The sequence below is a fragment of the Noviherbaspirillum sp. genome (assembly GCF_036563305.1).
GTDB lineage: Bacteria > Pseudomonadota > Gammaproteobacteria > Burkholderiales > Burkholderiaceae_D > Noviherbaspirillum.
Genome location: NZ_DATCMQ010000014.1, coordinates 275,342 through 296,807 on the forward strand (window position 1 = coordinate 275,342; position 21,466 = coordinate 296,807).

24 protein-coding genes are annotated in these 21,466 nt (G+C 61.5%); 10 read left to right on the top strand and 14 right to left on the bottom strand.

Annotated elements, in window-relative coordinates:
• The first annotated feature begins 61 nt into the window (after positions 1 to 61).
• Both VIM12_RS14115 and VIM12_RS14120 read left to right on the top strand, forming a co-directional pair.
• Positions 62 to 1,570, top strand: coding sequence for an ankyrin repeat domain-containing protein (locus tag VIM12_RS14115; RefSeq protein ID WP_331942298.1), 1,509 nt, complete (start codon positions 62 to 64; stop codon positions 1,568 to 1,570).
• 210 nt (positions 1,571 to 1,780) lie between these two features.
• Complete coding sequence (locus VIM12_RS14120; RefSeq protein WP_331942299.1) at positions 1,781 to 2,146, top strand: HPF/RaiA family ribosome-associated protein; 366 nt, start codon at positions 1,781 to 1,783, stop codon at positions 2,144 to 2,146.
• 199 nt (positions 2,147 to 2,345) lie between these two features.
• Here VIM12_RS14120 and rnk read toward each other — a convergent pair whose 3' ends face one another.
• A complete protein-coding gene (rnk, locus tag VIM12_RS14125; RefSeq protein ID WP_331942300.1) occupies positions 2,346 to 2,750 on the bottom strand; it encodes a nucleoside diphosphate kinase regulator in 405 nt (134 codons plus the stop codon).
• A 691-nt stretch (positions 2,751 to 3,441) separates the two neighbouring features.
• Between rnk and VIM12_RS14130 the strand changes: the two genes are divergently transcribed.
• Positions 3,442 to 3,684, top strand: a complete 243-nt coding sequence (locus VIM12_RS14130) for a DUF1488 family protein (protein WP_331942301.1) — start codon at positions 3,442 to 3,444, stop codon at positions 3,682 to 3,684.
• A 200-nt stretch (positions 3,685 to 3,884) separates the two neighbouring features.
• Here VIM12_RS14130 and VIM12_RS14135 read toward each other — a convergent pair whose 3' ends face one another.
• Positions 3,885 to 4,238 carry a hypothetical protein gene (locus VIM12_RS14135; protein WP_331942302.1) on the bottom strand — a complete coding sequence of 118 codons (354 nt, stop codon included), beginning with the start codon at positions 4,236 to 4,238 and terminating at the stop codon, positions 3,885 to 3,887.
• A 456-nt stretch (positions 4,239 to 4,694) separates the two neighbouring features.
• Here VIM12_RS14135 and VIM12_RS14140 point away from each other — a divergent pair, with 456 nt between their 5' ends.
• The gene (locus tag VIM12_RS14140; protein WP_331942303.1) at positions 4,695 to 5,351 is read left to right on the top strand and encodes a DUF1028 domain-containing protein; all 657 of its coding nucleotides are present in this window, start codon (positions 4,695 to 4,697) and stop codon (positions 5,349 to 5,351) included.
• 56 nt (positions 5,352 to 5,407) lie between these two features.
• On the opposite strand, the gene VIM12_RS14145 is transcribed toward VIM12_RS14140, so the two are convergent.
• The 4 genes from VIM12_RS14145 to VIM12_RS14160 all read right to left on the bottom strand — a co-directional run bounded on the left by VIM12_RS14145 (position 5,408) and on the right by VIM12_RS14160 (position 7,062).
• On the bottom strand, positions 5,408 to 5,599 hold the full coding sequence (locus tag VIM12_RS14145; RefSeq protein ID WP_331942304.1) for a hypothetical protein: 192 nt from the start codon (positions 5,597 to 5,599) through the stop codon (positions 5,408 to 5,410).
• Positions 5,600 to 5,666: 67 nt separating this feature from the next.
• Positions 5,667 to 5,927, bottom strand: coding sequence for a DUF2798 domain-containing protein (locus tag VIM12_RS14150; RefSeq protein WP_331942305.1), 261 nt, complete (start codon positions 5,925 to 5,927; stop codon positions 5,667 to 5,669).
• The gene (locus tag VIM12_RS14155; protein WP_331942306.1) at positions 5,924 to 6,520 is read right to left on the bottom strand and encodes a flavodoxin family protein; all 597 of its coding nucleotides are present in this window, start codon (positions 6,518 to 6,520) and stop codon (positions 5,924 to 5,926) included. The genes VIM12_RS14150 and VIM12_RS14155 overlap by 4 nt, the downstream gene beginning before the upstream one ends.
• 47 nt (positions 6,521 to 6,567) lie before the next feature.
• A complete protein-coding gene (locus VIM12_RS14160; protein WP_331942307.1) occupies positions 6,568 to 7,062 on the bottom strand; it encodes a DUF2938 domain-containing protein in 495 nt (164 codons plus the stop codon).
• 84 nt (positions 7,063 to 7,146) lie between these two features.
• Here VIM12_RS14160 and VIM12_RS14165 point away from each other — a divergent pair, with 84 nt between their 5' ends.
• The gene (locus VIM12_RS14165; RefSeq protein ID WP_331942308.1) at positions 7,147 to 7,593 is read left to right on the top strand and encodes a helix-turn-helix domain-containing protein; all 447 of its coding nucleotides are present in this window, start codon (positions 7,147 to 7,149) and stop codon (positions 7,591 to 7,593) included.
• A 291-nt stretch (positions 7,594 to 7,884) separates the two neighbouring features.
• Here the strand turns inward: VIM12_RS14165 and VIM12_RS14170 are convergent, their stop codons facing one another.
• From VIM12_RS14170 to VIM12_RS14180, 3 genes are all read right to left on the bottom strand, one after another.
• Positions 7,885 to 8,439, bottom strand: a complete 555-nt coding sequence (locus VIM12_RS14170; protein ID WP_331942309.1) for a sigma-70 family RNA polymerase sigma factor — start codon at positions 8,437 to 8,439, stop codon at positions 7,885 to 7,887.
• The gene (locus VIM12_RS14175; RefSeq protein ID WP_331942310.1) at positions 8,436 to 8,648 is read right to left on the bottom strand and encodes a DUF2892 domain-containing protein; all 213 of its coding nucleotides are present in this window, start codon (positions 8,646 to 8,648) and stop codon (positions 8,436 to 8,438) included. Before VIM12_RS14175 ends, VIM12_RS14170 begins: the two co-directional genes overlap by 4 nt.
• Positions 8,649 to 8,794: 146 nt before the next feature.
• Positions 8,795 to 10,699, bottom strand: a complete 1,905-nt coding sequence (locus VIM12_RS14180; protein ID WP_331942311.1) for a hypothetical protein — start codon at positions 10,697 to 10,699, stop codon at positions 8,795 to 8,797.
• Between the two features lie 602 nt (positions 10,700 to 11,301).
• Between VIM12_RS14180 and VIM12_RS14185 the strand changes: the two genes are divergently transcribed.
• Entirely contained in the window at positions 11,302 to 12,270 is a 969-nt protein-coding gene (locus VIM12_RS14185; RefSeq protein ID WP_331942312.1) for a tripartite tricarboxylate transporter substrate binding protein BugE, read from the top strand.
• Between the two features lie 196 nt (positions 12,271 to 12,466).
• Positions 12,467 to 13,342 (top strand): class I SAM-dependent methyltransferase, encoded by an 876-nt coding sequence (locus VIM12_RS14190; protein ID WP_331942313.1) that lies wholly within the window; start codon positions 12,467 to 12,469, stop codon positions 13,340 to 13,342.
• 320 nt (positions 13,343 to 13,662) lie between these two features.
• Here VIM12_RS14190 and VIM12_RS14195 read toward each other — a convergent pair whose 3' ends face one another.
• The 4 genes from VIM12_RS14195 to VIM12_RS14205 form a co-directional block, all read right to left on the bottom strand.
• Positions 13,663 to 14,025 carry an antibiotic biosynthesis monooxygenase gene (locus VIM12_RS14195; RefSeq protein WP_331942314.1) on the bottom strand — a complete coding sequence of 121 codons (363 nt, stop codon included), beginning with the start codon at positions 14,023 to 14,025 and terminating at the stop codon, positions 13,663 to 13,665.
• Between the two features lie 210 nt (positions 14,026 to 14,235).
• Positions 14,236 to 14,790, bottom strand: coding sequence for a GNAT family N-acetyltransferase (locus VIM12_RS14200; RefSeq protein ID WP_331942315.1), 555 nt, complete (start codon positions 14,788 to 14,790; stop codon positions 14,236 to 14,238).
• Positions 14,774 to 15,292 (bottom strand): GFA family protein, encoded by a 519-nt coding sequence (locus VIM12_RS21300; RefSeq protein ID WP_414691791.1) that lies wholly within the window; start codon positions 15,290 to 15,292, stop codon positions 14,774 to 14,776. Before VIM12_RS21300 ends, VIM12_RS14200 begins: the two co-directional genes overlap by 17 nt.
• Positions 15,293 to 15,394: 102 nt before the next feature.
• Entirely contained in the window at positions 15,395 to 17,683 is a 2,289-nt protein-coding gene (locus tag VIM12_RS14205) for an ATP-binding protein (RefSeq protein WP_331942316.1), read from the bottom strand.
• Positions 17,684 to 18,389: 706 nt separating this feature from the next.
• On the opposite strand from VIM12_RS14205, the gene VIM12_RS14210 reads away from it, so the two are divergent.
• Positions 18,390 to 18,635: a hypothetical protein gene (locus VIM12_RS14210; RefSeq protein ID WP_331942317.1), complete on the top strand. Its 246-nt coding sequence runs from the start codon at positions 18,390 to 18,392 to the stop codon at positions 18,633 to 18,635.
• A 239-nt stretch (positions 18,636 to 18,874) separates the two neighbouring features.
• Here the strand turns inward: VIM12_RS14210 and VIM12_RS14215 are convergent, their stop codons facing one another.
• Complete coding sequence (locus VIM12_RS14215; RefSeq protein WP_331942318.1) at positions 18,875 to 19,804, bottom strand: LysR family transcriptional regulator; 930 nt, start codon at positions 19,802 to 19,804, stop codon at positions 18,875 to 18,877.
• 112 nt (positions 19,805 to 19,916) lie between these two features.
• Here VIM12_RS14215 and VIM12_RS14220 point away from each other — a divergent pair, with 112 nt between their 5' ends.
• Entirely contained in the window at positions 19,917 to 20,681 is a 765-nt protein-coding gene (locus VIM12_RS14220) for a 3-oxoacyl-ACP reductase family protein (protein ID WP_331942319.1), read from the top strand.
• Between the two features lie 32 nt (positions 20,682 to 20,713).
• Positions 20,714 to 21,316: an NADPH-dependent F420 reductase gene (locus VIM12_RS14225; RefSeq protein WP_331942320.1), complete on the top strand. Its 603-nt coding sequence runs from the start codon at positions 20,714 to 20,716 to the stop codon at positions 21,314 to 21,316.
• Positions 21,317 to 21,466 lie beyond the last annotated feature (150 nt).

Genomic DNA, 21,466 nt, shown 5'->3' on the forward strand with positions numbered 1-21,466 from the left:
GCCCATGATGGGGGAGCAGGCTGCCGCTGCCCATCGCTCAATCAACACTATCAGGTCGGAAATGGAAACTGCGAATGAGATGAACGGCGCGCTGATCGACGCCATCGACCAGTGCAACGGCAACGGGGTGCGCGAGTGCCTGCGCCGGGGCGCGGATGCGAACGCCGTGGATGAGGAAGGCTGGCACATGCTGCATCGTTGCGCCGGGTGCGCGGACGGCGATGCGGTGGCGGCGTTGCTGGAATACGGGGCCAAGCCGGACGTCAAGACCAGGGACGGCAGCACGCCGCTGACGATTGCCGCCAATCTCGGCAATCAGGGAGGCGTTGCTGCGTTGCTGGCGGCGCGGGCGGACGTGGCTGACCGGGATGCGAACGGCGCCACTGCGCTGATCTATGCGGCGAATGGCGGACACCTCGGCATTGCGGAGCTGCTGCTGCAGGCGGGCAGCGACGTCCGTACCAGGGAAGCCGACGGCATGACGCCGCTCCATGCGGCGGCCAACAACGGCCATGGCGAGGTGGTTCGCCTGCTGCTTTCACATGGCGCCGGCGTCGCCGACGTCGACCGGTACGGGATGACGCCGCTGCTGCTCGCCGCCGGCAACGGCCACGACGACGTCATCGCCCTGCTGATGGAAGCGGGCAGTGACATCCGCTGTCGCGACGAACTGGGCTACAGCGCATTGCATTGGGCAGCGCGCTACGGGCACGCCACCTCCGTGGAGCGCCTGCTCCGTGCGGGCGCCGATGTGGCGGCGACCGACGCCAACGGGATGACGGCGCTGCAGATTGCCGCGGGCGCCGGACACCAGGGGGTGGCGCAGGCGCTGCTCGAAGCGGGCAGCGACGTCGCCGCAGCGGACGCGCGCGGGTGGACCGCGCTGCATATCGCGGCGGGCAATGGCCAGCTGACCACCGCCCGCCTTCTGGTCGATGCCGGCGCCGTGCCGTCATGCCCGGGCGCCGGCGGACGCTCCGCGCTGCATCTTGCCGCCGGCATCGACGACACCGCGTTGCTGCAGATGTTGCTCGACACCGGCGCGGACCTGGAAAGCAGGGACGACCAGGGTTGCACGCCGTTGCATGTCGCCGCGAGCGAAAGACGGCGCGATGCACTGCGCCTGCTGCTGCAGGCGGGCGCCAGGCTCGATGCGACGGAGAATGGCGGACTGACTGCCCTGCATCTGGCTTCCGCCGCCGGAGACGCGCAGGGCGTCCATCTGCTGCTCGGTGCCGGCGCCGACCCCAACAAATGCGACGACGAAGGCTGCTGCGCACTGCATCTGGCGGCAGCGGAAGGGCACGTGGAAGTGGTGCGGATGCTGCTGGCGGCGGGCGCCAGGGTGAATGCGACCGACCAGGACGACTACACGCCGCTGCATTTCGCATCCATGTTTGGCTGCGCCGGCGTCGCAAGCGAACTGGTGACTGCAGGCGCCTCGCTCGATCAGCTGGACCGGGATGGCGATACGCCCGAAGCGGTTGCGGGCGACGAGGATCTTGCTGCACTGCTTGGCGCAGCCAGGGAGCGCCACGGCATTGCGTCGCCGGGCAATCCGTCCAACTGACATGAAGCGGAGGCGCCGCGACGCCTCCCGGCAGCCCTGGCGGTTGCTGGCGCGTCAGACACGGTGCGCTCTCTTTCCCTGTGGTCCTTCCGTCCTGGAATTCACCGCGTTTTTCGATTGAAGCTTCAGGTAAAAGCGAGAGCGCGATCCACCGTGACATGGAACAATCGATGCTGGGTCGACCCCGGCCCTTTCCATACGGAGGAACGCATGAGAATCGACTTGAGCCCGTCCAGCTTCATGACTTCGCCTTCCCTGAAGGACTACCTCGCAAGACGCATCAGTTTCGCGTTTTCCTTTGCGCGCAACAGGATCGCCACGGTCACCGTGCGGCTGAGCGACCTGAACGGTCCCCGCGGCGGGCGCGACAAGCTGTGCCAGGTATCGGTATCCATCCCGGGTCACGCCGAGATCGTCGTCAAGGACGTCGAGGAAAATTTCTATGCCGCTGTCGACTGCGCGGTCAGGAAGGCGGCGTACCGGGCGACACAGATGCTGAAGCGCCGGCGCAAGCAGCGCCAGCAAGGCATGAAAGAAGCGCGATTCGCGCAGCCGCCGTTGCCGGCGCTAGCCTGAACGGGCGCCGGTGTCGAAGCGGATCCACCCGCAATCAACCATCAAGCGGCCTCAGGGCCGCTTTTTCATTGGGAAGCGGGGGTAAAACCAGGGCGGTACCGGCGGCAAGCAGAAGCTGCGGAGACAGCCGCCGACATCTGCAATGCCGCCCCGACGGGCCGCAAGCAATACGTGCATCCGGCATTGCCGGGATCGCGCATCAGGGCGGCGAATCGCAGGCGCTCTCCAGCGGGTCGTGTACCTGCAGAATGCGGACGTTCACCAAGCCGCCATCCGGCTTCGGCCATTCGATGCATTCGCCGGCAGCCATGCCGAGCAAGGCGGTGCCGACCGGCGAGAGTATCGAAATCGTGTCCGGGTGCTTGCCGGCTTCATTCGGATAGACCAGGGACAGCATCAATTCCTCTCCCGATCCGTCCATGCTGAAACGAACGGCAGAGTGCATCTTCACGACGGTCGCCGGCACTTCGTCGTCTTCCACGATTTCGGCGCGCGCAAGTTCGTTCAAAAGGGCATCCTTGCCGGGGGCGGAAGCAGGCAGGGCATCCGCCATCGCTTCAAGGCGCTCGAGGTCTCGGATCGATACGACAATTTTGGGTTGCATTGTTTGCTCTCACGTTGGTTATGCCGGGTGGCGAACGGCGCATGGTCCTTCTTTGCTGGTCCTGGAACCGGAAGGCTGGCAGCCGTCTTCGCGCCATGGGACATTGCTACTTCATTGGTCGCGCTGCGTGCGGTCACGGCGCTGGTGGAATGGCTGGAGTGTGGCTCGGGGAGGACGTCGAGATCTGCAGCGTTCTCAGGTGCTCGCCGAGCCAGAAGTGAGGCAGGCGAGGTCCCGAGTGGACGAGTGGACGTGCCGCATGTGCACGGTCGAACCGGTTGCAGCGGCAACAGGCCGGATGCGGGTGGAAACGAAGGGCGCGAAAAGACCCGTCATTCCCCTGGTCGGGGATGAACGCATGCGATTCATGGAATGGCAGCGGCTGTTCACGTGATGGCGGGCAGAGGCAGTGTAGATACGGTCCCGAGTATATAGATTTTGCCCGGTCCGTCAACGTGCGGATCCGTGCCCCACGCACGCACCGCTGCCGGACGGACCGCACGGTACGTCGTGCGGAAGCGGGCCCGCGGGCGATGATTGCACTGCGGTACTCCTGCCGGGCGCCAGGCGCGGCTTTTCTTCCGTGCATCTTGTCTCGTGCCCGGGATCGAATCGAGGGCGGACATCGGAACCAATCTTCGGAGGAGATTTCAGATTGAGTCCTTAACGGTCCGTATGAAGGAGAGCTGCCATGGAGATTGAATTTCCAAACAGGTCGAGATACGACCTGAGCGACGACGCGGTTGTGTTCCCGGTGCTCGTTGATGGCGCAGAGCGGCGTTGCAAGGTCTTCCGCGCGCATCTGCAGGAGCGGTACGGCGCCGCCGCGGCAATGGACCTGGTCGGTGTGCTTGAAGACAATCGGTTTTATATCCAGGGCGAGGTCATCGCGCGGATCAAGGCCGGGGTGCAGGGCACGATCATGCTGCACTGAGCACATGTCTCCGGGGTGACTGGGCCGAGGCAATGCAATCCTGACGCTGCCCCGCGACGCAAGGGACGGCTACGATGCTCGCGCGGGCGGTCGAACACCCGCCTCGAAAGGGCACATCATGAGCGGCGATCGCCATGCCTGCCGGAGTCGAGGGAATCGCCGCGCCATCGCATGGAGCGGAGCCTCCCGTCGCTATGTGCTCAGTGACGCGCCAGCAGGCGGTCGAGCAGGGCGATCATGCCCTTTCTGTTCTTGTGCCGGCTTTCATGGTTCCGAACTTTCCGGATCTGCGCCGCCGACAGGCCGTCGAGCTTTCCGGCGGCCTGAGCGATCGTCAGCTTCTGGTAACCGGCGACGGGCAGGCCACGGTCCGGCGACTTGCCCTGTTTTTCCTTTCTTTTCTCGGCGCTGGATTCGCCGTAGCTCGAGCGCTGCTTGTTGACGATGCGCGCGGCAACTTCCTCCTCGCGTCCCGGGTAGCGATGCTCCGTGTGGAAGCGGCGTGCGAGCTTGCCGTATTCGCGCTCGCGCTTCGGGTTGGCTCCTGCTGGCATGGTTTCTCCTCGTCGTGAACATGTTGCCCGGGACATGCATTGCGCGTGCCTGCGACGCCACTTGGGCCTGTCCCTTCCGTTCCTCGATTGACACTGCCGTCCGACGATGTTTCTCGGCCGTAGGTACTTTCACTGTCCGACATGGACTTGCGGAGGGCCGGCCGCCGGCGTCGCTGGCCGCGCAATCTGTTGCAATGCGAACAGGGCGCCGGGCAACGCTTCCCATGCGATGGCCGATTGTGAAAAGAGAGAATAGCCGTCGCCCCGACGGCGCGTGTAACCCGATCGAACCCGGGCAATACCTGTTGCCGCGTCGGTTGGGCCGGTACCCGCCACTGTTCGGCCGGGCGATTCCCGGTGCATGCAGACGAAAGTCATTGCCCCGCTGATTCCGGTCAAGCTTCCGAACGGCAGCGCCGGCACGCGATCCTATTGCCTACTTGCCGCGGAGCTGCCATGACCTTATCGATCGTCGCCCGTTGTGCCCGCACAGGGGAGGTGGGCGTCGCCGCCGCGACGGCGGTGCAGGCGGTTGGAAAGCTGGCCTGCCACGCCGTGCCCCGCGTCGGGGCGATTGCATCGCAGGCCAGCACCAATCCCTACCTTGCCTACGACGGCCTGCGCCTGATGGAGCGGGGCCTGCCTGCCATGGAGACCCTGCAGCGCGTCCTCGCGACCGACGCCGCAGCGAGCAGGCGCCAGGTCGGCATCGTGGACCGGGACGGGAGCACGGCCGCCTGGACCGGTGACGAGAACATCCCTTGGGCAGGCCATCTGTCCGGACGCGCCTGCTGCGTCCAGGGCAACCGGCTCGCCGGGCCCCAGGTCCTGGAAAGGGCGCTGGCGTCCATGCACGAGACGGAACACCTCGACCTCTCGGAGCGGCTGACCCTGGCACTGCTGCGGGGGGACGAAGCCGGGGGCGACACCCACGGCGAGCGGTCGGTCAATGTCCTGGTATTCGGCGCGGAGGAGTACGCGCTGTGCGACATTCGCATAGACGATCACCCTGCGCCCATGCGGGAACTGCAGCGCCTGTTCCGGGTGTACCGTGAAAAAATCCTGCCCAACGTCCTGGCGCTGCCGAAACGCAGCGACATTCCGCTGCCCTGAGCTACGCCCGACAGCATGCCGCGGGAGCGACGGGTCCCGCGGCATACCTGGCTGGATCATGCGGAATCGGTCGGCTCTGGATCCGTATCGATGAGCTCGGCGAGGCGCCGTGACAGTCTCGCGTTCTGCCTGTGCCAGTCCGCCCACGCGGGATCGGATCCGGCGCGCCGCAGCTCCCGGCATTCGTCGCGCCGCAGCGCCTCGCGCAAGGCCCGGCGCTCATGCGCGAAAAGGAGGGGAATCAGCATGTGCATGTTTGCCTGACGGAGAGTGTCGACGTTTCGGTACGCGCGATCGGGGAGAGCGGCCGGCCGCCTATTCGCGCTGTTCCTGGCGATGCGAAGCGGAATGCCTTTTCGCGGTCAGGCGACGCACCAGTTTGCCGGTAAGCGGTGCAACGAATACGACGACCGGAAACGCCACCAGCCAGGCGGTCAGCCAGGCGGCGAGCCACAGCGCCGGAAAGCCATCCGACAGGCCAGTGGCGCGGAACGTCGAGATGCCGGAGACCAGCAGCGACATCAGTCCCGAAAGAATCGCGCCGAACAGCAAGGTTGCGTATTTCTCCGGGATCATGCGACCGCCCCCTGCAGCCTGCGGGGAGCGACGCCGTCGACCCTGTGCAGGGTTGCCGCGAAATTCGCCCCGAACATGCGCGCGGTCTTGATGTCGCCCTTCGTGAACGCGTCCGCCGCGCCGCCGTGCGCCGCCTGGGCCATGAGGCCAGCCCATGATCCAAGCCGGTTGGCGGCCTCTTCGTACGGCACGCCGGCATGCTGCTCGGGCAGGATCGGATTGCCGGCCCACAGCATCCCGTGCTGCATGCAGAACACGAACATCGATAGCAGCGTCGACTGCTTGTCGCCGGCCGGCAGGGACGAGACCGTGAAGCCGGCCGCGAGCTTGCCTTTGAGTCGCTGCGTGCGCCACAGGCGTCCTGTCGCATCCATGAATGCCTTGAACTGGCTCGACACGCCACCCAGGTAGGTGGGCGATCCCAACAGGTAGCCGTCAAAGCCGACCAGCGCGTCAGGGGTCTTTGCCAGTTCCTCGGCCTCCAGCAAATACACTTCGGTGTTCGGGACGCTCGCCGCACCGTCCATGACATGTCGGGCAATGTGCGCAGTGTGTCCGTGGGCACTGTGGTAAATCACGGCAATTTTCTTCATTGTTCCAGCTCCATGCAGGATATTGATTTCCAAAGGGGGAAGCGTCGTCACCGGGAAATCCATTCGGTGACGACTGCGGACAGGTAGAGGCCCAGGCCGAAGACGGCGTGGTTGGCGATGCTGCGCACGCGGCTCCTGAAGGGGGCCGGTGTCCTTGACGCGGCGAAACCCATGCCCATCGCCGGCTGCATGACGAACAGGGGCGCCGCTACTGTGCAAACGCCCAGGACGAGTGCCGACAGCAATGCCGGCTGCCGCAGCCAGCCAGCGCCCTGCAGGCCGACGAGCACACCGGAGAACGCGATGCCGACCAGGTAATGGGTAAGCCACCCGAGGGCGCGTTCACCGGGGATGGGCGCGGCCTTGCCGATTGCTTCATGGGCGAACCTGCCGCGAAACAGATGCCCGGCCCAGCGGCCGATGAACGCGAAATTGAGCGTCTGGATGCCCATGCGCTGTAACAGCATGAGCCAGGCATCCATGACCGCGGTGGCGCCGATTCCGACGACGACGGTTCTTGCAATGGTTTCAGCGACTGTCATGGCAACACTCCTATCGATTGACTGATGAACTCCATGCGTCCACTATAGAAGTTGAAGTCAACTTCAAGTCAAGGATGATTTGCCATGGATATCGCTGAAGTCGCCAAATGCACAGGCGTGCCTGCCTCGACGCTGCGCTACTATGAAAAAAAGGGTCTGATCGCTTCGGTCGGCCGCCAGGGCATCCGCCGCCGCTTCGCGCCGGGCGTGCTGGATCAACTGGCATTGATCGCGCTGGGGCAGGCTGCCGGGCTGTCGCTGGACGAGATCGGCTCCATGCTGTCGCCGAATGGCGGACCGGCGATCAACCGCCGGCTGCTGGTCGACAAGGCCGACGAGATCGAGCGGACGATCAGGCAACTACGGGCAGTGAGCCGGGGCCTGCGTCATGCCGCCGCGTGCAGGGCGCCGAGCCACGCCGAATGCCCGACCTTCCAGCGCCTGCTCCGGGCAGCGGCGTCGGGAGCACTGGAAAGCCGCCGGCAGGGCAGTGACATGCAGCGCAACGGAAAACAGCGTCGGGCGGAATAGGGCCAACGTCATCATTCCGCAGCATGAATGTCCGCGATGTGAGCCGGTTGCATCGCGTGAGCACAGCGAGGTGGGACCCGGGCGGCGACAGCAATCGCTGCACCGCGACCAGCTCGCCGCATGTGGCGCGCAACTTGCGCGCGGCGGCGCCATGCAACGGGAGGCAATCGCCGCACCGTCTAGTCATGGCGCTTGATTGCGTGGTCCGAGGCGAAGAACCCCCGGACCTCCGGCGGTGTCAGGCGCGCCATCTCCCGGCGAAGTGCAGGCCGGCCGGGAATGGGTCGCGCTTCATTGCTCGTCCTCCCCCTCGACACCGGACCAATAACCACTTTCCATGAGACGCTCCCGCACCATCGCGCGTGCGCGATGCAGCCGCGTCTTGACGGCCTGGAGGCCGAGGCCAAGTTGAGACGCCACTTCCGGCGCGGTCAGTTCCTCGATGTCCCGCAGGATGAGTACAACGCGGTACGGCGCCGGCAGCGCGGCGACTGCGCGGATCAGATCAAGCCGCAGGTCGAGCGGAACGCCCGGTGCGGCGAGCGATTCGATTTCGGCCTCGCTCTCGAGCTCCAGACGCGAGCGCTGGCGGAAAAGGCGAAAGCATTCCCGCTCGACGATGCGGAACAGCCAGGCGGCGAGCGTTGCGGCAGTCCGCAGTGCGCCGATCTTGCGATACAGTTGCCACAACGCGGTCTGCACCGCATCCTCTGCGTCTTCGGCACGGCTGCAGGCGCGCCGGGCGAAGCGTCGGATATCGGGCTGGCAATCGGTCAGCAGCGCGGCTATGGCGTCGGGCTGGCCACCTTGTGCCGCCTCAACCAGCGCGGCCCTGGACGGCATCATGGTCTTTCCCGAATCTGCCGACGCCTTACGACCGCACACGCCGGACAAAAGCCGGCCAGCGCAGTCAGGCCGAGAATGGCGGCCGTACTGCCGGATATCCAGTCCGCGACGGGCAGCAGGCCGGCGTATGCCGATACGGCGAGAAGCGCCGCGCCGCCCAAGCGCAGGATGCGTTCCCAGGATGGAAGGTTACGTTTCAAGTAGAACATGCTGATCTCCTTTGAGTTGGTCTCACATACAAAGAGGCGCCGGACGAACAAAAGGATTCAGGATATTTGCTTGCGTTGTGGAGGTCCCCATCCGTGCAGCGGACGAGCCCGGGACTAAACCAATGGCATGGGAGAGAACGGGCCGGCTACCTGATCGGCCCCTCTTCGAAATTGCTCTTGTATTTGGCGAAGGGGTCGTAAGTGGGTACCGCTTGTTCACTCGGCCTGAGGTCCCGGCCACAGCTGAAAGACCGTCCACCAGTCCCTACAGTCGGTGTGTAGCCTGTACCCCCCGGGCAATCGACCATGCTGAGTGCCCGCTCCAGGGTAGTGCCCCAACCGCCATTTTGCAGGGGGCCGTTACACCAGAATTCGCCATTCTTCTTTTTCATGCACCAGGCCATGGCCTTGCCCCGTGTAACCGCAACCGGCGCTTCCACCTTGTCTTTACTTACCTGTGCATCTCCTGCATTGCGGCTGCCAACGGTGCTTGAAGGAGCCTGAGCAGAACTCAAAGGTTGATAAGTGCCTTTGGCAGCGCTGCCGCTGTGAGTTGCCTCCGGATTGCTCACCTTGGCAGCTGCCGGCGGCACGTAGGAATTCTGCTTTGCCGATCGCTCCCTGGCGTCCGCGGCCCGCTCACGAACCCTTGCGGTTTGATGCGTTTGCTGGGCGAGGTTATTCAAGAAAGCCTGCTGGTTATTCTGCTGTGCCTGCTTGGCCTGCATTTCATTCCGAAAGGTGTTGGCAAAGGTTTGTGCAAATGACGGGGCTGCGCGCTGGCGCGCCGCCATTTCCCGGTCAAATTCTTCATTCTCTGCTTCAATCTCCGCCCTTCTGCGGTCAGCTGCAGCCTTTGCCTGCATTTCGGCTTCCATCCGCCGGCGCTCCTGCTCCTTTTCCTGGGCGATACGCTGACGCTCCTTGTCTGCGGCTTCCCCAATCAAGTTCTGGATCTCGCGCTGCGATGCCGGCGTGAAGTCAACCGAGTTGAGTTTGATACAGCAAGGCTTATCCGAAACGCCGAAGGATGTCGGGACGTTCATATGGTCGAGTGAGCGCTTTGTGTCTGCCATCAGGATGGGATCAAAGGTATCTCGATGAAAGGTCTTGCCAGGCACCCAGGGATAGACTTTAGCCTCTACATATCGGAAAACAGGCTGATGCGATTCGTTATAAAAAACCAGGACGGCGGCCGGCTTGTTGCCGACTACGGCATTCTCGTTCAAGCGTACTTGCCATGTATAACCTTCTTTGCAACTACCTTGTTTGCAACTTGATATGCGCATCTGCAATGCCACGTGCAACTCCACCCATTTCATCTCAAGGATCTGCAACGTTCCATACTTGTTGTTGATCCAGGTAGGTGAACGATCCGCTGCTTCTCCGAGCATGTCCCAGACTTCAGCATTGACAACGTGTGCCTTGCCTTCCTTCCTTGCTGCTGGTTTCCCCTTGGGGGGCGCATAGTAGGCTTGGTATTTGGACCGGGTCTGGGACGTTAGTTGAGCAAGATTCTTTTGTGACGCCGGCGACGTCGGAAATGTGAGAGAAACGGCTTCTCCGCTGGGTTGAGTGAATTCCAGGGTAAGCTCCTTGCCAGAAGCCAGCTTTGGAATTGCATCTTCGGGAAATGTATAGGTCGCCGAAAAGTGCTTATCTCCTCCCGTGTGCTCGAGAAGCTCGGCGGCCTTGAATTGATGGACAGTCTGCCCGTCCACCTTCAAGGTAATTGGATCCGTTGGCGCCTTGTCTGCTCCTGAACGGACATTCGACCATAAATTCAAGTCCAACCGCGCTTTGATACTAGGGTTTGACCATACCTCGAGTGCCAGCAATGCACCGACGTCGCCCGACTTCAACGAATTGGCGTACGTCGTGCATTTGAACGCGGGGCGACCGCTGTAGCCAGCGTCGGAACAATTCATTTCCAACCAACTGAACTCAGGCTGTTCCGCACGCGCTGATGTTAGAAAGCACAGGGCCAGAATAGGTAATAGTGAAGATGCAAAAGTACGGATAGTTTTCATAACTTTTCTTCTGATGCTCAATTAATAGCTGCAATCTCCGGCAGGTTTTCGTTCACTGTTAGCCGGCAACCTCTACTTCGCCAATCACTACCTGCCTCGCCCGTCTCTGAAGCGATTGTTCGGGGCAAAGGGGCAAGCCTATGCCGCTTGTTCAGGATGGGTTTCTTTCACACGCCTGGGCCAGTGGCCTTGCGCCCGAGGCCGCAGCTTGTGGTTCTACCCTGTCTTCACTCACCTGGCCGCGCCTGCACCGCGGTCGCCAACCAGATTCTCGTAGGAAACAAATTATTGTGCCATACCCCAAACAGGGTATGCGCCTCGCGCTGCGCCGCATCCGTCTCGCCCGGAAGTGGGACATCTGAAAATGGCGTGAACATCTGGATCCAACGCCATCTACGCATTTTGCCGGCATGCGACGCCTGCAGCGCCACGCGAGAGCCCGGAATCCTGCGGCGACCGATTCTGGATTTCCGCTCTACTGATGCGCACCCGTCTGCCCACCCTGTTAAGAATCAGGGACTTGCACGCGGAGGGCGGTGGGCACGTCAAATGCTAATGCGACTGCGCCCACAAGAACGTGGACACCACACCCGCCCAGTCGTACACAAAAGAGGAGATGCAACATGAAGAAAGCCTTCGTCGCAGCATTGTTCGGCCTTGCTATCGGCCCCATCGCACACGCCGACGACTATCCTGCCAAGCCGATCACCATCATCGTGCCGTTTGCACCGGGCGGCACCACCGACATCGTCGCGCGCATCTTCGCCGACCGCCTGGGCAAGGAACTGGGCCAAGCGGTGATAGTGGAGAACCGTGGCGGTGGTGGAGGCAGCATCGGGGCATCCGCCATCTCCAAGGCAGAGCCAAACGGCTATACGCTCGGCATCTCTACAGTATCTACGCATGCGGTCAATCCGGCGTGCAATCCTCGCCTGGGCTATGACCCCATCAACGGCTTTGCGCCTATCACCAACATCGCCCGCACGCCTAACGTCCTGACGGTGAATGCCAGGTTTCCGGCGCAGGACTTCAAGCAGTACCTGGAACACGTCAAGAAAAACGATGGCAAGCTGAGTTACGCGACCTCTGGCAATTGCAGCATTCAGCACATGGTGGGCGAGCAGTTCAAGGTCGCGACGGGGACGTCCATCCTTCACGTGCCCTACCGTGGCGCGGGCCCGGCACTCAATGATCTGCTCGGAGGACAAGTACACATGATGTTCGACAACCTGCCTTCATCCATCTCGCATATCAGTTCGGGCAAACTTCGCGCACTGGCCATCGCTTGGCCGAAACGCCTCGATACACTGCCCAACGTGCCGACCTTTGCTGAACTAGGTCTGCGCCAAGTGAACGACCCCGCATGGTATGGCCTGATTGCTCCCGCCAAAACATCGCCCGAAATCATAAAGAAACTCAATGCAGCGGCCGTCAAGGTCCTCAGCTCACCCGACGTCAAGGAGAAGCTGCGCCAGCAGGGCGCGGAAGCGGTCGGCAACAGCCCGGCGGAGCATGCGGCAGAGGTACGCACCGAACTTGAGAAGATGAAGGCGGTGGTCGAGAAGCAAGGCATCAAGCTCGAAGGTGTGTAAGCCGACCGACGGCGTCCCACCTCGGCGGGCGGTGCGTAAGTCCGGTACGGATTGCTGCACACCCCCGCAGCGAACTCGGGCGAGCGCCCGTGCATAACGCATCGCGCCGCTTGCAGCGCGCGTGGCGCTTGCATACGCCCGTCCGCTGAACACGCTACCGCGCCCGTTGCCTCACCCTCCGACATGGGGAGATCTCTTGACTACTGCACTCTATAACACCACGGCGTTTCGGTCTGCCGTCAGCCGTGCTACGCACCAGCTCTACGACCGGCCCTTGATATTCGACGATCCGCTGGCGGTAAAAATCCTCGGGGACGAGGCAGCGACCCGCCTGCAGGCTTCAGCTACCGTTGCCAGTGGCGCCATGCGGCGCGGTATGCGCGCTGCCCTTGTTGGACGAGCCCGCATCGCGGAAGATATGCTTCATGAGGCGGTCGAACGTGGCGTGCGCCAATACGTCGTGCTTGGAGCGGGGCTTGATACCTTCGCTTACCGCAATCCGCACCGCCATCGAGGACTGCGGGTGTTCGAGGTGGATCTGCCGGCGATGCAGGAATGGAAAATGAAACTGCTTGGCGCCGCGGACATTCCGGTGCCGGACAATGTGCAGTACGTAGCGGTGGACTTCGAACGCGACATTCTGCGCAACAAGCTGATCGACGCAGGGGTCGACACCGGCCTGCCAGTGTTCTTCTCCTGGCTGGGTGTGACGATGTATCTGACAGAGGCTCAGGTGCTGGACACGTTGCACACGATTGCCAGCGGCTTTGCGCGCGGTAGCGGCGTCGCCTTCGACTACATCCGCGCGGACCGCGCACTTCACCCGCTCGGACGAATGCTTCGACGCCTGCTCGCGCGCCGCTATAGCCGAATCGGCGAGCCGTGGCGCGGATTCTTCGATCCGCCGGTTCTCATTGCGAGGATGCAGGAATTCGGCTACTCCAGTGTAGTGGACTTGCCGTCGGACGCGATCCACGCCCGCTACTTCGGCGAGCGAAGCGATGCCCTCGGTTTTCATCGACTGGGTGTGCGTGCCACTCGTCTCGGTGGGATGATCTGCGCGCGCCGTTAGTGCTTGAGCATGTCTCCTCCGCCGCGGCCCGGCGGATTCCCCCCGCCTTGCGCGGGGGCTTTTTCAGGCATTCGCACAAGAAGAGGGCAGGAACGGCGAACACGACGCCGTCGAGCGTCCTGCCGCAATCAGCGCGATCTGTCGCGGCGATCACCGTTCAAAAACGTCGGCAGAAATGCGGCTCCACGCTGGTGACGCAACCTGCTTCAGGCGAGGAGTGTCCACCGACTGATCTTGGCTGCCGACATTTGACTTCACTGCCGGCAATTGGTACGCACCAGCTTGCCGCTTCTGCGGAATACGAATGCCTGGTGTTTTAGCTAATCCGTACGCAGTTCGCGTGCCGAGCAATGAGTGTCACCATCAAAGCTACCGACAGGATGGCTGAATTTGTTGTCCCCATACGCTCGAATCACTTTCGATACGATGACCTGGTACCCGTCAAGCCACTGTCCCTGCGCTTTTTTTGCCTCGACATGTTTCGGATGCTTAATCAGGGCCCGCAAGGCCTCGATGGATTCCCAGTAGTAGACATTCGAGACCAAACCAGCTGCATGATTTTCCCAAGTTTCCTCGCCGACGTAGCCAGGAATTTTTCTGGCCGCATCGGCAATGGCTTCATCAAGTCGAAAGAATTTTTCGTCGTACTGTTTTTTTGCAAAGATAAAAGTCGATGAGTACATAAGGGTATGTTGAGAAACGTTATCAATCTACGGAAGCCTATTCATGGCAGCGGCCCAGCAGCGATGTAAGTTTTGGCATCGACCAGGTTCGACTATTGCTTGCGCATTTGATAGTCCTGGAGATGAGGATCAAGCTGGCGGCTCTGCGGGCAAGAAGCTTTCGCCGAGTGATTTCAGCGTGAATGGTGGAAGCGAGCGCGCCTCAACGGCCTATTTGAAGACAGTTTGAATCGAAAGTCTTAGCTTCCATGCGCAACTTGCCACACCTGAGGAGCGGTCATGAATGTCTCCCTCAATCTCAAAGTCATTGCGTTCCCAAAACCGAAGTGCGTTCGGATTTTGCTTCTGCACCATAAGTCGGACGATGGAACCATTTCCAGTTTGAATCCAGGTTTTCAATCCAGCCCAGACCGAAGTCCCCAACCCATACCCTCTACATTCCGGACGAATAACTAGCAAACCCAAATACCATTCAGACGTCTTTGGATAGTTCTCAAGCAGCTCGACAATCCCTTCCATTTCATCATTCATATAAATACCGAATATGTGCTTGCAGCCCGTTTTTACGTGCGGCGGAACCGGTCCCAGAATTTCCTTGGAAGTCGATTCCCCGCCTGGCTGACCGTAAACAAGCTGGAAGAAGTTGGTGCACTCTGCGCATAGGCGAGCGAGTTCATGAAGATTCCGGCCATCCAGCCGTACCAGCATTCCCCCTCGAATCACAGGGAGACCTCGCATTTCTTCAAGATCACTTGTTGCCGCCATGCTTTCTCCAAGATTCCGGATACCCACCATGTACGGACAAGGCACCCTGCGAACAGCCCCAGGAAGCGCGCGAGTCCCAGAAAATGTGATCAGTGGGAGACAGCAGCGGGTCCGAATCCAGCGACCCGGCAGGAATAACGATTAGTGTCCCATCTCTCGTCCTGCGCGGAACGGGACAGCCGCAGGTATGGCAAAACCATTTGCCAAAACTCTGCGCCCGGGGCAAGTCGAATCGCGATATGGAATCCTCGCCCTTCAATAGCCGGAATTGGCTCGGAGCGACCGTCAGATTGGTTGCGTGCCCTGTTCCGGTCGACTTGCGACATCTGCTGCAATGGCAGTGGACCATCACATGAAACGGTCCCGTGGCTTCGTATATGATCGCTCCGCAAAGACAGCTTCCATGCACGATAGTCGCGACGCTCATGTTTTCCTCCGCGAGGTTCACGTGTATGGGTAGATTATTATTGGCGCAGGCAACGAGATACAGCAACACTTGCATGACGTTGCTCCCATACTGTATCGCTCAGAGGGCCAGTACGCTTCGCGGAGCTTGCGAGGCCGACGAGACACGGGCATTCCCGCGCTTGGCCGGTTGGCGGCGTCAGGCTCCGGCCAGGACCTCAATCGCCTTGCGTACGTCATAGGGCTTGGCAAGGATCTCCACGCCTTCCAGGTGCGCATGCTGCTCGGAATATCCGGTGGCGAGGACGACCTTCGTCCCCGGAGCGTGGCGTACGACATGCCTGGCCAGCTCGACGCCGTTCGTAGGCCCGGGCATCACGATGTCGGAGAATACGACACTGAACGGACCGGCATGCTCGATCATCTCCAGCGCCTCGGCACCGTCCTTCGCGTGATGGACGTCGAAACCCGCCTCCTTCAGTGCCGGGCCGACCACTGCGGCCACAAGCGGGTCGTCCTCGACGAACAGAATCTTTCCTCTCAAGCCCTGAGGAATCGGAACCGACGTCGGTCCGCTCGGCCTCGGTTCCGCTTCGCCCGTCGCACGCGGAAGGTAGAACGTCACGGTTGTCCCAACGCCGACGGTACTTTCCAGCGTCAGGCCTCCGCCGCCTTGTTTTGCAAAACCGTAGGCCTGCGCCAGGCCCATTCCCGACCCCTTGCCAACCGGTTTCGTGGTGAAAAACGGGTCGAGCGCCTTGCTCAACACATCCTGCCGCATTCCCTCTCCGGTGTCAGTGACCGTCACCGTCACATAGTCTCCCGGTGCAAGCTCCCCGACCGCGTCCTGCAGCATGACATTGGCAAGACCGATGGTGATGCACCCGCCGCTCGGCATCGCATCGCGGGCATTGATCACGACATTGAGCATAGCCAGGTCGAACTGGGTGGGATCGATGGCGACCGTGCATGAGGCGGCCACTGCATCCAGGCGCAGCGAGATATCGCCGCGGACGCCCCCTTGCAATAGAGGCATGATGTCATTGATGCGCTTGCCGAGATCGACGACCGCGAGGTGGGCTTCCTGCACACGGCCGAATGCCATCAGCTGCCTCGTCAGTTCCGCCGCTCGCTCCACCGCCCGTTCGCAGGCCTCTACCGTATGCCGGAGCCGCGGTTCCGAGACGGCCATGAACAAGAGCTGCAACCCGGTCGTCAGGGTCTGCATGATATTGTTGAAATCGTGTGCAATGCCACCTGTAAGCCGGCCCAGTGCCTCGAGTTTCTGCGATTGCACCAGGGCCTTCTGCGAACGTTCCGCTGCGGCGACGGCATCTGCCACACGATGCTCCAGCTGCGCCTGCGCGCTGCGTATGTTCTCGCCGGCCCGGGCCAGCTCCATGCTCACGGCGTCGACTTCGGCGATGCCCGACGCCTGTCGCGCAATTACCCGGCCTCGGCCAAGGTCGGCCGCCGACAGGCGCAGGATCTCCATGGATTGCGCCGTCTTGCGCGCAATTGCGATCGCCACCGCAGTGCCACCGCTCAGCAGCAGCAACGCGATAGCCACGACCATTGCTGCGGCATTGCGCGCGGGCCCGACAAGCTGTTCCCTGGGAACGCTGATCACGAAAGACCAGTCCGTACCCTGCGACTTGCTGAAGAATGCGGTCACCGGCGTACCCTCGAAGTTGATGCCCTCGTTGGTTCCCGTCCGGTTGGCCATGATCCTCGCGCGTAGTGCAGCGTCTGCCACTTTGCCGACGAACTGTTCCGGTTCGCGGGAGCGCGCGGCGGCAACGCCCTGGCCATCCAGAATCGTGGCGGTCCATCCCCTGGGCATGCTTTGCCGTTCGAACAGCTTCTGCAGCTCGCTCGCGACTGAACTCATCTGCACGTAGTACAAGACGCGACCGTCCCGCATCACCGGCAACTGCACGGAAAAGCTGTACTGGCCGGCTATGCGCGCGTGGTAGACGCCGGAGATCAGAGGAGCGTCCGGACCAATCCTCTTGCGCAGTGCGAGAACCGACGGATGCACGCCGGGCAGCGTACCCTCGCCGTAGGGGACGCGCGTGTTGAACAGCTGATTGCCATCGGCATCGGCCAGGATGATCGCCGTATCCCACGTCGATGCCACTTCCTTGCTGTAGCGATAGAACGTGGGCAGGTTGTGGTCGGTGAGCGCGGGCGAAGCCGCGAGTGTCTGCAAGGTGTTGAGACGCTCGGAGATCTCCCTGTCGAGCAATTGGGCCATTGCATTGGTCAGCTCCTGTACGCTTTCCCGGTAGGAGTCTTGCTGCTGCACGTAGACATAATAGATCCCCAGTACGGCCCCGATCAGCGCCGGAACGAGGATGGAGAACAGCAGGATCAACAGACGAGAGCGAATGCGCATGATTTTGGGGCCGGGCTCGATGAGGTTGCAGCATTGTAAGCGGAAGCACGGACCGCCTACCGCGTCGTTCTCAGGCCAGTTCGTCCGCATTCACGAGTGACATCGGGGAGGGCCGGTGAACGGCGGCCGGACAAGAGCCGCGTTGCCTTAGAAGCCGGCGGCAGAGGCACGTAACCCCGGCGCCGGAGCATCGACAGATATTGCCGCCGATGTGTCGCCGCTCAGCGCGGGCAATGGCGCGCGACGGATGGCGAAGCGGGCTGGCGAGGCGCGCCAACGGGGTCCGGACATGCCTCGATGAAGGCAGCCTTCGCTTCCCGATCGCCTGAGCGCCGGTTGCACGGAGAATGCAGACCCTGGCCGCTGCTGCCGTCGTCGCTCAGCGCACGGTTGCGCCCACTTGCTTCGGTTTGATAGAGCGGCGCAGCTGGCGCGCGGGGCTGCGGTACGCCGCGCCTCATCGGGCAATAGCGCGAGCAGGCCGGCTGAGGAAGTAACGCTGAAGCGCGCCTCCGCATGGACGGGTACAGTCCAATCGACCCGAACGCGGAGACGCGCAAGTGCGCGGCGCGCCTCGGCAAATTCTTCCATCTGGTCGCGTAGTCCGGCTCTCAAATCGCTCTGCCGCCGCCTGGAACGCACCTGCAGTCTCCAGGGGGCGTAGCCGGCCGTCCACGGCCGATCGCCTTAGCCAGAACCGGCAAATTTTCACCTTGCATGGTTTTCAACTGAGACAGTTTGTCTCAATGCGCGGCACTGCATTTGAGTAGAATGGCTCAGCCAGGAAACACGCAAAATGATGAATTGGATCCCTATAGTCTTCGGTACGTTCAAGGTTATCGTGCTCGGCACGGGCATGTTCTTCGCCATCAAGTGGCATTACGATCAAGGAAAGAAGGAGAAGGAGGAGGGGAAGGAGAAGCCCATCGTGCTGCGCGCGGGCGGCAAGACGGCCGCAATCTTCATGCTATCGCTCCTGGGTCTGGGGCTCGTCACCTTCGTCCTTGGCAGGACGTTCGGTTTGGACTTGACCTTCCCATGATGGAAGAATAGGGGGCAACGCACGAACTGCTGCGCCGGGCACCGCGCCCGAATGTCCAAACGGCCGCGAGGCGCCTGGCCTCGACGAACGGGACCCGCCTTTAGCTTACCGGGAAAGCCGCCGTTCCCTACGCCATTGGACGAGAGAGAAAACAGGACATGCAGGCCGAGGAATGAGGTCATCCACCCGTGCCCCGGCTCTCAGGAAGACCGTTCCCGGACATGCAAGCCCTGCATTTTTCAGCTGGTGCTTCCGGCAAACCGCTTCGCCAACTGCTCCCGCTCGAAGGTCTCCACAACAAAATCAATGAATGCCCGCGTTTTAGCCGGCAAAAGCGAACGGCTGGGATAGTAGATGGAAATGGCGCCGGCATCGGCATACCAGTTGGGCGCCAGCCTGACCAAGTCGCCGGTTTCCAACCAGGGAAGCACATCCGACACTGCCAACGGTGCGACACCTAGCCCGATCAGCGCAGCCTGGCACATCGCAGCCGGGTCATTGAACGATATTTTTTCCGTCAACCTAGCCGGCATTTCACTACCTGCGGCATTGCGCATCGCCCACTGGCGCACACGGCCCGTGTTCGCCGATCTCATCACGATGCCATCCAGTTCCGATAGTCCCTCCGGGTCTACCGGCCGTGTTCGATGTGCCATGTAGGCAGGCGAAGCCACGGCAATGATATGAGCCGGCGCCAGAGGCCGCGATATCAGGCCTGGCGCCAGCGCGAAGCCGCCGCCGATGGCAACATCGTAGCCCTCGCCGATCAGGTCGACCTGCCGGTTCTCGAAATACCAGTCCGGGCGAATCAGCGGATAACGCGCCATGAAGGATGGTAGTAAAGGAAGGATATATGTCAGGCCGAATGTCGGGGAAAGGCTGAGTTTCAATACACCTGCCGGCTCGCCCGTATCCCTTGCGACGGAAGCAATCGCGCCCTCCAGTCCGTCGAGATGCTGCCTGACTCCCGGAAGAAAGCGCTCTCCGGCCTCGGTCAACATCAACTTGCGGGTCGATCGCTGGAACAGGCGTACGCCAATGTTCTTTTCCAGTATCGACACGTTTCGACTGACTGCAGCAGGCGTTAGCCCCAGTCGCCGTGCCGCCTCGGAGAAACTGCCGGTTTCTGCACTGCGGACAAAAGATTCCAGATTTGCCAGGGTTTCCATTGGTCGCCTTCAATTTGCATTTGAAAGTCATTCAACTGATTGCTAACTAATCATATCGCAATCGAAGGCCTATGATTCGCTCCATTAACCCAACCATGAAGGAGTAAAACCAATGATCGCCACGACATCCACGACATCCACTACTCTCGCTGGAAAAGTCGCTCTCGTTACCGGAGGTTCACGTTCAATCGGTGCGGCTATCGCCAGGAAGCTGGCTGCCGGCGGCGCCTCGGTGGCGCTGACTTACAGCGCGTCTCCCGACAAAGCCCAGCAGGTCGTCGACGCGATCAAGCAGGCAGGCGGCAGGGCAATTGCCATACAAGCCGATGCGGGCGATCCTGAGGCAGTACGCGCTTCGGTCGCAAAGGCAGTAGAAGCTTTCGGCGGCATTGATATTCTCGTGAACAATGCGGGGGTGGCTTTGGGAGGGCCTATCGAGCAGATCGCTTTTGAAGATTACGAGCGCATGATCGCGGTCAACGTCACCGGCGTTTTCGTCGCCACGCAAGAAGCTGTTCGTCACATGAAGGAAGGTGGCCGCGTCATCCATATCGGCTCCTCAATGACCCGTTACGCCGCCTTTCCTGGCGCATCCCTCTATACATTGACCAAAGGTGCGGTGTCAGGCTTCAACCGTAGTCTGGTCCGTGATCTGGGTCCTAAAGGAATCACCGTCAATACCGTCCATCCTGGTCCCACCGATACCGACATGAACCCGGACGGCGGCCCGGTCAGCAAAATCGTCGGCCCCGGGATGGCCATCGGTCGGTATGGCAAATCGCATGAGATCGCCAGTGTGGTTGCCTTCCTTGCCAGTCCGGAAGCCGCATTCGTGACGGGCGCGGATATCGTTGCAGACGGCGGATTTACTGCTTAATCCCCAGCCGAGACTTGGATAAAGGAGTCATCATGCAAACCATCGGAATCGTCGGCGCGGGTGCCATCGGTGCAGCCTTCGCCAAAGCCATCGGCAACAAGGGCATTGAAGCGATTATTTCAAATAGCCGTGGCCCGGAATCGTTGAAAGAACTGGTTCGGGAGTTAGGGCCGACCATCAAGGCAGGAACGCGGCAAGAAGCCGCCTCTCAAGAGATCGTACTGGTGGCGGTCAACTGGTCAAAACTGCCGGAAGCGCTTGCAGGGCTTCCGGATTTTGATGGTCGCATCGTGATCGATGCCAACAATCCGATTGAAGCTCCATTGTTCAGGCCTGCGGAACTGCATGGCCGTCTTTCGACTGAAGTATTTCGTGACCTGGTGCCGGGGGCTCGGGTGGTCAAGGCATTCAATCATCTCCAGCCGCAAATGCTCTTGAAGGATCCGGCTTCCGACGGTGGCAAGCGAGTCTTGTTTTATTCGGGCGACGATGACCAGGCCAAGGCCGGCGTAAATGGACTGATCAGTCAACTGGGATTTTTCGGTATCGACTTGGGTTCGATCAGCATAGGCGGCAAACTGACCCAGTTTCCCGGAGGGCCCCTGCCAGCGCTTGATCTGGTGAAGTTGGGATAGGCGAAGAGACTTCCAGGAGCGTTTCGGTTGTTGGCCAGTGTCTCCTTTTGGCAGGTAATCGCCCAGTGCCGGTCCTGAGAAGACGTCGGCCCGACGAAGCGAAGTACAGTCTCGCGCCATGCAACACGGCTCCCTGCGTGTGCCCGTCGT

Coding starts and splice junctions, on each gene's coding strand:
- VIM12_RS14225 (WP_331942320.1), top strand. CDS start 20,714: ATGCAAACCATCGGAATCGTCGGCGCGGGTGCCATCGGTGCAGCCTTC.
- VIM12_RS14120 (WP_331942299.1), top strand. CDS start 1,781: ATGAGAATCGACTTGAGCCCGTCCAGCTTCATGACTTCGCCTTCCCTG.
- VIM12_RS14150 (WP_331942305.1), bottom strand. CDS start 5,927: ATGATCCCGGAGAAATACGCAACCTTGCTGTTCGGCGCGATTCTTTCG.
- VIM12_RS14160 (WP_331942307.1), bottom strand. CDS start 7,062: ATGACAGTCGCTGAAACCATTGCAAGAACCGTCGTCGTCGGAATCGGC.
- VIM12_RS14165 (WP_331942308.1), top strand. CDS start 7,147: ATGGATATCGCTGAAGTCGCCAAATGCACAGGCGTGCCTGCCTCGACG.
- VIM12_RS14175 (WP_331942310.1), bottom strand. CDS start 8,648: ATGTTCTACTTGAAACGTAACCTTCCATCCTGGGAACGCATCCTGCGC.
- VIM12_RS14135 (WP_331942302.1), bottom strand. CDS start 4,238: ATGCCAGCAGGAGCCAACCCGAAGCGCGAGCGCGAATACGGCAAGCTC.
- VIM12_RS14130 (WP_331942301.1), top strand. CDS start 3,442: ATGGAGATTGAATTTCCAAACAGGTCGAGATACGACCTGAGCGACGAC.
- VIM12_RS14210 (WP_331942317.1), top strand. CDS start 18,390: ATGATGAATTGGATCCCTATAGTCTTCGGTACGTTCAAGGTTATCGTG.
- VIM12_RS14145 (WP_331942304.1), bottom strand. CDS start 5,599: ATGCTGATTCCCCTCCTTTTCGCGCATGAGCGCCGGGCCTTGCGCGAG.
- VIM12_RS14140 (WP_331942303.1), top strand. CDS start 4,695: ATGACCTTATCGATCGTCGCCCGTTGTGCCCGCACAGGGGAGGTGGGC.
- VIM12_RS14155 (WP_331942306.1), bottom strand. CDS start 6,520: ATGAAGAAAATTGCCGTGATTTACCACAGTGCCCACGGACACACTGCG.
- VIM12_RS14215 (WP_331942318.1), bottom strand. CDS start 19,804: ATGGAAACCCTGGCAAATCTGGAATCTTTTGTCCGCAGTGCAGAAACC.
- VIM12_RS21300 (WP_414691791.1), bottom strand. CDS start 15,292: ATGCAAGTGTTGCTGTATCTCGTTGCCTGCGCCAATAATAATCTACCC.
- rnk (WP_331942300.1), bottom strand. CDS start 2,750: ATGCAACCCAAAATTGTCGTATCGATCCGAGACCTCGAGCGCCTTGAA.
- VIM12_RS14115 (WP_331942298.1), top strand. CDS start 62: ATGGAAACTGCGAATGAGATGAACGGCGCGCTGATCGACGCCATCGAC.
- VIM12_RS14200 (WP_331942315.1), bottom strand. CDS start 14,790: ATGGCGGCAACAAGTGATCTTGAAGAAATGCGAGGTCTCCCTGTGATT.
- VIM12_RS14170 (WP_331942309.1), bottom strand. CDS start 8,439: ATGATGCCGTCCAGGGCCGCGCTGGTTGAGGCGGCACAAGGTGGCCAG.
- VIM12_RS14220 (WP_331942319.1), top strand. CDS start 19,917: ATGATCGCCACGACATCCACGACATCCACTACTCTCGCTGGAAAAGTC.
- VIM12_RS14195 (WP_331942314.1), bottom strand. CDS start 14,025: ATGTACTCATCGACTTTTATCTTTGCAAAAAAACAGTACGACGAAAAA.
- VIM12_RS14185 (WP_331942312.1), top strand. CDS start 11,302: ATGAAGAAAGCCTTCGTCGCAGCATTGTTCGGCCTTGCTATCGGCCCC.
- VIM12_RS14205 (WP_331942316.1), bottom strand. CDS start 17,683: ATGCGGACGAACTGGCCTGAGAACGACGCGGTAGGCGGTCCGTGCTTC.